At 49.2% G+C, this 9,193-nt stretch carries 10 protein-coding genes; 2 read left to right on the top strand and 8 right to left on the bottom strand.

Annotated features, from left to right (window positions below; translation table 11 throughout):
- Positions 1–288: 288 nt before the first annotated feature.
- Both B5F35_RS16810 and B5F35_RS16805 read right to left on the bottom strand, forming a co-directional pair.
- Entirely contained in the window at positions 289–1,092 is an 804-nt protein-coding gene (locus tag B5F35_RS16810; RefSeq protein ID WP_087242700.1) for a hypothetical protein, read from the bottom strand.
- A 12-nt stretch (positions 1,093–1,104) separates the two neighbouring features.
- Positions 1,105–2,127, bottom strand: coding sequence for a site-specific integrase (locus tag B5F35_RS16805; RefSeq protein ID WP_087242698.1), 1,023 nt, complete (start codon positions 2,125–2,127; stop codon positions 1,105–1,107).
- Between the two features lie 976 nt (positions 2,128–3,103).
- Here B5F35_RS16805 and B5F35_RS16800 point away from each other — a divergent pair.
- Positions 3,104–5,125, top strand: a complete 2,022-nt coding sequence (locus B5F35_RS16800; RefSeq protein ID WP_087242697.1) for a DNRLRE domain-containing protein — start codon at positions 3,104–3,106, stop codon at positions 5,123–5,125.
- A 113-nt stretch (positions 5,126–5,238) separates the two neighbouring features.
- On the top strand, positions 5,239–5,550 hold the full coding sequence (locus tag B5F35_RS16795) for a hypothetical protein (protein ID WP_087242696.1): 312 nt from the start codon (positions 5,239–5,241) through the stop codon (positions 5,548–5,550).
- A 70-nt stretch (positions 5,551–5,620) separates the two neighbouring features.
- Here B5F35_RS16795 and B5F35_RS16790 read toward each other — a convergent pair whose 3' ends face one another.
- From B5F35_RS16790 to B5F35_RS16765, 6 genes are all read right to left on the bottom strand, one after another.
- Complete coding sequence (locus B5F35_RS16790; RefSeq protein ID WP_087242695.1) at positions 5,621–5,869, bottom strand: hypothetical protein; 249 nt, start codon at positions 5,867–5,869, stop codon at positions 5,621–5,623.
- Complete coding sequence (locus B5F35_RS16785; RefSeq protein WP_140401274.1) at positions 5,869–6,630, bottom strand: ParA family protein; 762 nt, start codon at positions 6,628–6,630, stop codon at positions 5,869–5,871. Before B5F35_RS16785 ends, B5F35_RS16790 begins: the two co-directional genes overlap by 1 nt.
- A 141-nt stretch (positions 6,631–6,771) precedes the next feature.
- Complete coding sequence (locus B5F35_RS16780) at positions 6,772–7,002, bottom strand: DUF5348 domain-containing protein (RefSeq protein WP_087242694.1); 231 nt, start codon at positions 7,000–7,002, stop codon at positions 6,772–6,774.
- A 21-nt stretch (positions 7,003–7,023) separates the two neighbouring features.
- Positions 7,024–7,287 (bottom strand): Txe/YoeB family addiction module toxin, encoded by a 264-nt coding sequence (locus B5F35_RS16775; protein WP_087242693.1) that lies wholly within the window; start codon positions 7,285–7,287, stop codon positions 7,024–7,026.
- Positions 7,277–7,546 carry a type II toxin-antitoxin system Phd/YefM family antitoxin gene (locus tag B5F35_RS16770; RefSeq protein ID WP_087242692.1) on the bottom strand — a complete coding sequence of 90 codons (270 nt, stop codon included), beginning with the start codon at positions 7,544–7,546 and terminating at the stop codon, positions 7,277–7,279. Before B5F35_RS16770 ends, B5F35_RS16775 begins: the two co-directional genes overlap by 11 nt.
- A gap of 71 nt (positions 7,547–7,617) precedes the next feature.
- On the bottom strand, positions 7,618–9,030 hold the full coding sequence (locus tag B5F35_RS16765) for a hypothetical protein (RefSeq protein WP_242969572.1): 1,413 nt from the start codon (positions 9,028–9,030) through the stop codon (positions 7,618–7,620).
- Positions 9,031–9,193: the final 163 nt, after the last annotated feature.

Here is a 9,193-nt window from a genome sequence, read left to right as displayed (position 1 = left end):
TCGCTCTGGGGCATGGAAATGATGGAAAACCCTACGGGTTTACCACATTCCCACACCCCGCCGCTCACCCCCCTTTTCCCCTCCGACTTTCTCCCTGTCCGAGAGAGAAATTCAAGAGATTTTTTACGGGCCTAAAGGCCATAGGGGGGCATATATTATCAATAGAGTTTTTCCCATTTTTTCGACAGTCCAGATTTAACCCCAGATAAGCTCTCACACACGGCATATATTATCAATAGAGTTTTTCCCTATTTTTAGTTGTTATTATAGCCTGTCCAGGAGCCAAGTTCAAGCCCCCTGGACAGGCTTCTTTTCAAACGGCAGAAGATCCTCTGGAATATCACCCAGCGGCTTTGTGTGTACGATTGCCACCTCCCAATACTCCAGACGGAACCTTCGTTTCAAACGCTGCTGTCGGGAGATCACCACGTTTCCATTATAAAACGGGTCCTCTGGATTTTGTGTTTTCCCCTCCAGAAACTTTTCATAGCTGCCGTTAAACTTCCCCGTAATCCCGATCCGGCCGACGATCATCGCCTTCTTCCCAGCCGGGAACAAGTCTTCCTCGATTTGCTTTCTTACTACCGCCTCTGCCATCTGAACAGAATATGGAGTCTGAATCGTTGTCTCCCAGAGCATAACTTTGTGCAGCCGCTTGCTACCAGCCCTGAAGCCAGTCTCTTTCTCCTCTGAGTTTACCACCACATACCCACACCGTTCTTTTTTCGGCTTCAGGTTTCGATCTGCATTGGCTCGTTCTCTGCTGACCCGCAGCAAATTGGCATTCAGGGCGCGCTGGTGGGCGTTCTCCGCCCGTTCCTGCTCCAGCTCCCCCTGGATAGCCGCCACCTGCTCCTTGGCCTCCTGGCGGGTCTGTTGGGCCTTTTGAGCGGCCTCCCATTTAGCATCAGATATCGCCCTTTCAGCCCTTTGTTTTGCCTCGCTGACATCCCTCTCCGCCACGGAGATCTTGCGGAGCAGCTCATTGTACTCCTCCTCCGTCAGAAGTACGTGAGTCCAGTCCGCAGAGCTGCGACCGCCGGCGACCTCCGGGTATCTGTCCAGGGCTGCTTTTCTTACAAACTTAGGCATACCGGCACCTCCTCACAGATCTCGGATATAGTTATTCGCTACAACCTCCAGCCGGTTGTGGCCCAGGGCCTTACTGCAGACCAGCATGGCCGCCTTGTCCAGCTTCCGGCCGGACTCGTCCTTCCTGCAGGTATAGACCTGGCTCTGGTAGCGGTGTCCCGTCCCCTTGTTTACCCGGTCATAGGGAATTTCTTCAATAGGCCGGGCATGGCTCTTATAGATGGCCGTGGCATACTCGGCCCGGTAGCCGTGAATATCGGCGCTCTGGTGGACGTGCTGCCACACCTTCTCCTCTGCCGGCGTGCTTCTGATACGCTCCACAATCTGATCCGTATTCGGCCCGATGATGGGGCTTATTCGCTCCCTGCCGCCCTTTCCGTTGCGGACGTGGGTAAAGTAGTCCTCTCGGAACATGAGCGCGTCCTGGAGCATCCCCAGGCGTTTCTCAGCGTCCGGCGTCAGCTCCACCGGCGGGAGCTTCTTTAGCTCGGAGATCTCCGCCTCGATCTGCGCCCTGGTCACGAGATCCTTCCCTCGAAGCTCCTGCAGCTCCTTCCGTCTCAACCCTGTCCCCTGGCAGAACTTAATCAGGCCGTCATTGTTGGTTTTAGAGAAGTGCTTGTCCCGCACTCGGGTGCCGCGGCTCCGTTTGATATTTTCTCTCTGCTTCTTGGGGGCCTTAAAGAAGTCCTCGTCATCCGGGGCAATTCCGTACAGCTTCCCCATGGCCGACCGCTGCACCCCTATCGTCCAGGCAGAGAGGCCCCGATCCACGCCGTCCTGCAGCCACTCGCCCACATACTTCCTTGCCTTTTTCAGCGTAGTACATTCCGGGTGGTGCTCCTTGATGTACTTGATAAAATATTTTGTGTGCTTCCAGTAGCTCTTGTAGGTGTTGAAGGAAAATATCTTATCTCTGTCGGCTCCCTCCACCTTGGCCGCCCGCCGGCTCTCCCCAAAGGCTTGCATACCGTTCAGCCGTTCGTAGGCTTGTTGGTGGAGATCCTTGGAGTACGACTTATTGCGCCGGCCCATGGCACCCTCCTTTCTCAAAATAGATTTCTATATTACTATGAAAATACAAATATATTTTTAATTGTCTCTATTTATCTATAAAACGAGATTTCTTGTTTTCTATTTTTCTATGAGTTCAAGCTAAGCCGCCTCCTGCCAGCTCCCTTTGGAGACTCGACATTCGGCAAAGTACACTTTTTAACGTCTTATGTGTGACGGGTTTGGGATTGCTCCCTACACTTTTTTACACTGCTTATGTGTGCAGCCCCATTTATTCAGTTCTACGGCAGTTGGGGATCTGTCGGCCCATTTTAGAGGTGGGCGGCTCTCCGGGAGATCTACAGTATCCCGGCTACTCTCAGAGGGTGGATAGGGACACGATACATTTCACTTACCCATCACTTTCAAAAGGATTACTCATGGTGGGGTCCATGGTGCGCTTTCCAGTTCACAAAGGTTACTTCGGCAAGCCCGCGCACCACACAGGAGTATCAACCCTGTCATGGCTTCTGATTAGCAAACTGCTAAACCCCCAGCCGGCAACTCCCGGCCAAGACGCTCTGGGCCTAATTACTATTTACCCTCGCCCAGACGAGCACTCATATCCGCTGCAGCTCCCGACCAGCACCGGCCACAGCCATCTCTTCTATCCAGCCTCCTTTCCATCGGAGCCGCTAATCGACGTCGAGCCGATCCGCAGTCTCAACAACTATTTTCTTCCATACTCATGTTACCATAGAAGAACCAGATTGTCAACATATTCAAAAATATAACCGTATAACGGTTTACCCGTTCATATATAAACGGGTAAACCGTTAATCTGATTGTGCCTTGTTAAATCATCTTTTTGGGCATTTTTCAAATTATCTGTTGTCCATAGTCCGTTTATTTTGTTGTAATTGACAAGTTCTTACATTACCTGTATACTGTTCACAGAGCCTGCTGTTACCTATTTTCCCCTTTTAGTAAACCTACGGAATTGAGAAAGGAGACTACTATGAGCAAACTAAGAAAAATTTTAAGTTTTTTCCTTTCGCTCTCGCTCCTTGCAACTTTAATGTTGCCTGTATCCACCGCAGCCTCAGATGATGTGAGCCCAATAGAGATGACCAATTTTGACACTATTGGATGGAGCAATGATGATATGGTATACACCCCGGATGTCGATGCGCCAATCGAAGCTCTATCGCTCGACATCCTTGAAGCAGATGACAGTCTGTACCGCGTCCGAGAAGAAGAGGAAGATTTGTATACTGTAGTCTATCGAAATTCTAATACAAATCTCAACACAGCTTATATTTTCCAACATCCTGTAAAGTATATAGACGATAATGGGGTTGTCCATGATATTGATACCAGCATCTCTCCATATTTTGGTAGTGAAGACGGTATCGGGTATAGCAGCGAACACAACAGTATTAAAGTTTACTATCCAACAAACTTCTTCTCCGGCTCTGCTTTAACAGCTATGCATGATGGCTATCGTGTTTCCATCGGAATTCCCTCCGCTATAAACACCATTGGTGGAAGCATATCAGATGCTGAAGTTGGAAGTGAGACAACTGAAACTGAATTTGATAAGGACTATATTGAATACGAAAACGCATTCGGGCCTGAAACTTTACTTCGCTACTATACCACATACAATGGATACAAGGAGCAAATTGTCTTAGCCTCTTCCAACGCCCCATCTGAGTTTACTTTCATTATGAATACCGGTGTTCTTACTCCTCAAATTACAGAAACCGGAAGAATATCTCTATCCGATCCTGAAACCGGAGAAATTGTCGCAAGTATTGCATCTATTCTTGTATATGATCAAAATTTGAAGCAGACCATTGACAATTATTATGAGCTGACCCCAATAGAGAACGGGACCTATCTTCTCACTTTACATATTGATGAGGAATTTTTGAACGCACCATCCACCATATATCCAGTAACAGTTGATCCTACATTTACCTTCAATGTGAACACTTCGACCAACGATGCTATCGTTTATTCTGGTGCTCCCAGTGCTGCATTGGGAGACAATCACTATCATCATGTTGGATATTGCGATGACACGTACAAAATCGGTTATCTTTTGGTAAAATTTCCATCTTTGCAAAATAGCACATTCTTTAATAAGCTCTCTAATACCAGAATCAATAGTGTTACATATAATGTGAGAAAATCAGGTGGTAGCACATCTTCTTCTGCTACTCTCACCGCTTACTACTATACTGGTAATTCTTGGTCTGAGTCCTCTGTCACGTATAATTCGGCGAATGTCGCAAGTAATACAGGGCCGTCTATTTCTTCCGTGAGCATGAGAGCAAATTCTTGGTATTCCTTTAATATAACGAGTGCGGCTAAGGCCTGGAAAGATGGAACTTATTCTTATAGTAAGGGTATTGTCATAAAAAATACTACAAACAATTCTTCCTCAACATATGATCGTGTTCTCGCCTCTACTGAATATGGCGGCGTAAATTCCTCCTATATGCCTTATGTAACTGTAGTGTATCGGAACGGTTACACTTCAGGTGCTTTTACTTCTGCTGATGCTGCCGCCAAGGATTTTGCAACGGCAATCTACAGTTCCGGTATGTATGTTCGTTTCGAATATTGTGCTGCGATTTATAGATCTGGCTCAAATTATTATTACACCAATGTTCAGATTGAAAGTCCTCACGGTTGCCCCAATATCAATATTAATGTGCCGAGCGGCACAACCTATGTCGGCTATATCCATACTCACCCCAATTCAGAATCGTTCTCTCCCAGTGATAAGAGTTATGCTGAAAGTACTCGCGGAAACGCATATGTTGTCACACCACAAAGAAAAATTTATCGCTACAATTATGCTTCAAAAACAGAGACTACGGTGGCCACCTCTTTTGATTGGCATGAATTAACAGATTCTGAGAGAACTACTTTAGTTAATAATTGTCGATCCGCATGGAATTCTCATTTGGCCCAAGGCTGTGATTTTGGATGTAGCACGAAGACTTGGCCTAACCCAGACTTCGCCTGATCTCTTTGCTTATGAGAAATGTGAGAATTTCTTTGCTACTTTTAGTAGTATCACTATTTATTTTATCTTCGTGTGCAAACACCTCTGCTCCAGCAAACTCCGGAGGCATATCTATGGGACTTCCCGTATATGAATTCGAGATTGACTCTATTCCTGACTACAAAATGGACATTTCAAGTTTTGAATTCACTGCTCCTAAAATCGAAATTTTGGATGAGGACGATGCTCTTCAGTATGGTCAGTATATCTTTGATGAGATTTCCGATGCGTTATCCATAAGCATTGAACTTGAACCTATCGCAATCATAAAAGATTCTACCTCTAATGCATGGGGAGTCTCTTTTGGCGATGGAAGTATTGGGAATGGGTATTCTATCGCTTTTTTTAGCAATGGGGATCTAATCGCTATCTGGCCTGAAGAGTAAATCAAAAATGGATAGCTCCTGAGACTTATATCGAAAGTCAGGAGCTATCCATTTTTGTATAGCTAACTATCTATAGATACTTTTCCAATGCTCTCCGCAAAACATCATTGACTGTCTCTGTCAGATTCTTTTCTTCCTCCAGTGCCATCCTCCGCAACGCCTTATCAATATCCCGATCCAGAAAATACGACCGCTGCACCCGATCCTTATTCTTCGCTTTCCCCACTGGCATTTCTTGATTTTCCGCCTCCGACTCCCGGCCAGCCCCAATGATCGACTTGAACGCAGCCTCCTGGTCAAACTTTGTTTTTCCTGCCATCACTCGTTTACCCCTTTCAGAAATTCTTCGATAAAGGCCCTGTAATCCTCTGCCACGGTAGACTTCCCGGCATAGTCAAATATATCGGCCCGGTTCGCCTGGGCCTCCTCAACCGCCACCGCAGAACGAATATAGGTCTTATAGATTGGCGCCGAAATATACTCGCTCAGTTGCTCCGCCAGCTCCTTGATCTGCCGACTGATGTTGGCCCTGGGATTGAACCGGGTAAAGAGAATGCCACGGATCTTCACGCCAGGATTGCAATACTTCTGAACGCTTGTGACCGTCTCATTAAGCTGGGAGATCCCGGCCGTGGCGAAGATCCCGGCCGTGGTGGGGATCAGTATATCGGTGGCACAGGTAAAGGCGTTCACCGTCAGCACGCCCAGGGAAGGCGGCGTATCGATTACGATGAAGTCATAGTCGCCGGCGACCGGAGCCACAGCCTCCTTCAGCCGGTGCTCCTTCCCGGTCTGGGATAGCTCCTGCTCGGCTCCGGCCAGCATAATATTGGCCGGCACCAAATCATATCCGCCCTTCGTGTGCTGCATGGCCTCCTGGATGGTGGCCGCCCGCTTCATCACCTCATAGATCGTCGGGACGTTGTAACTCTCCACGCCGCAGGCCGTAGAGAAGTTTCCCTGGGGGTCGAGATCGATCCCCAGCACCGTGTACCCTTTTCCGGCCAGACCTGCAGCGAGAGCCTGGGCCGTGGTCGTCTTTCCGACGCCGCCTTTCTGATTGGCTACTGCAATTATCATTGGTCATCACCCCTCTACAATTATAGAATCATACTTTTCTATGTATCTTGATTTCTATTTTACTATACATCTATTTTTATAGCAATATAGAAATACAGAAAACAAGAAAAAGCCGGCGTCTCTTTTGACGCCGGCTTACTTTTAGCCGTCCTTGCTCTCCCTGGCCCACAATCCAACCGGGGAGACGCCAGGGCACCCAGGCATATACCAACCTTCAGAGTTGTACTCAAAGGAGACTGGACGCCACGTGCCCCCACCGAGCCGATCTGGTAGTAGCACATCCAAGCCCTGGCCGCAGTGAATGTCCCAGCCGTCCCAGGTCAGTCGGTCACGCTCCGGCTCATAGCCGATCTGCAGCACCTTCTTTACCATGAGGACCACACCTCCTATTTTCTAATCTTCATAGTGGCCCCTACAAGACAACACCACAATGCTGTCATTCTCCACTGTATACTCCAGCCGGTTTTCCTTGTCGATCCGCTTACTCATGCCCTTTTTTCCCCGCAAGATCTCACTCTTACCCATTCCCTGCACTGCTCCATCCCGCTGCAACTCCTGGAGCAACTTGTTGATCCGCTTTAGCGTTTTCTTATCCTCTGACTGCCAGTAAAGGTAGTCGGCCCAGGCATCCGGCGAGAAAGTAATGTTATGCGCCATCTTCCGCCATTGCCTCCAGTTCCTCCATTGTCTTTGTAATACCAAGCCCAGCATGGACCTGTTCAAGCCCTCTCTCCAGCTTGCTCAAATAGGCAGCGTTCCGCTCTGCCTTCTCCAACTCGTTATACCGTTCCTCACTGATGATTACTACATTTTTTTCTGCCTTTCTCGTTACGATAACAGTCTCAGCATTATCCGTAACTCTGTCGCAGAAATCCTTGAGCCGGCTCCGGGCCGTTGAAAAGTTAATAGCGATCATTCTACACACCTCCGCCTCATTTTATGTACTATATTCTGTACTGTTTATTGTACCATATTCGATTATCTAAATCAAGCCCCTCCTGCCTCTGAAGAAACGCCATCCCACCATTTACGAATCGTCTTAGGATCAAGGCCCGTGTCCCGGTGACAGTCGGCTTTCCGGCCCTCCGGGTGCTGCTGCCGCCACTCATACACCCGTTCCTGAGCCGATGGGCGTCCACCACCAGCTATAGACTCACCAAGTTTGCCCTTAACCTCTCGCACACCACGCGCAAATTGTAGATGTTCTCTCTGCTTGCGCCAGTTCCGCTTATTGACGGGCATAGTCAGACCGGAGATCTTCGCTATATCGTCCCTGGGAAATGTCACATAGTCCTCGTTATACATCTCCAGAGCGCACACCACATCATCTTTCGTAAAACGGTTGATGTCCTCCACGCTCATATCATCATAGGGTTTCAGCAGGGAGAAAGCATCCCGGCGCAGCTCTTCCTCACTGATCCCGCACTTCTTCGCATAGATCGCCAACGTCATAATGCCATAAAACCGATGGCCCACCCTGATCTCGTCCCCGATCCGGTGCAGCCACCAGTCATAAAGGTCACGCTTGACCGTCCAACGGCCCCGCCGCTCCTTCTTGACAATCCGCCGCTCATACCAGTCCGGGTACTTCTCCTTCGCCTCGGCCAGTGAGAGCCGACCCTTCCGCATGAGGCCCACAAGGTACTGCTGCTCCCCGTTGCTGTCCGGGATAAAGTCCAGCAACCTTTCCAGCGTCACCCTCCCGCCGAGCCGGTACGCCGTCACAGGATACTCCCGGCCCAGTTTGGAGCCGGAGCCGACCACCCGGAACCCCTGCAAAATGCCCTGCATTTGCGGCTCCTTGATGGTAGAGGTGTACCTGTTCCATATCTGCCGGGTAAGGGCATACTTCAATTCCTTCAAGCATTTCTGGTTATGTGGGTACATAGGGATCGGCTCTTCCAGGACATAATACAGGTGAAGTCCCGTCCCGCTGTTTACAACAAAGGTTGCCTGGGGAAGAATATCCTTATTCATCTGGTGCAGCGTGTCCCGGAGCTGGGGCATACCCACCCCATCCACATCAAAAACTAAGGCATAGAGATAGCGAGCGTTCTTGCCACATCGCCGGCGCCCAAAGTAAGAAATGGGAGACATGATCGTGAAATCCGTATCAAAGACCTTCGACAACTCAGACAACTCATCAGTGATAGTGTAGCGTTTAGCCTTGCCATCACCCTCAATCTCCAAGGCAATCCCCGCAGCCTTCGGCACCGTCACCGCGATCCCGTTACCCTTTGCGTCCTCAAAATGGCCTTTCCTCTCAAAACTACCCACCGGGAAGATCTCCCGGTAAAATTCAAAGGGCGTGACCGGCTCCAGGAACTTCTCCAAATGCTCATTCTTTTCCTGGTACGATTCCCGCAACCGCTCCATAGCAACCTGCTGATCCATAGCCATACGCACACCTCCAAAAGAAAAAGTAGCAAAAAGAAAATCCGCTGCGGCGGGGAACGCCTGCGGGCGGGAAGGGGGGAAAGGGGGAGCCAAAGAGCGGCCCCTACGGGGCCTTAAAGAGAAAGTCACCTCCCCCTTTCCCCCCTCGCTCTGGGGCATGGAAATG

Origin of the sequence: Anaeromassilibacillus sp. An200, from assembly GCF_002160025.1 — a bacterium.
Lineage (GTDB): Bacteria > Bacillota > Clostridia > Oscillospirales > Acutalibacteraceae > Caccousia > Caccousia stercoris.
The sequence above is the reverse complement of the archived record's forward strand: the minus strand, read 5'-3'. Positions and strand labels throughout refer to the sequence as shown.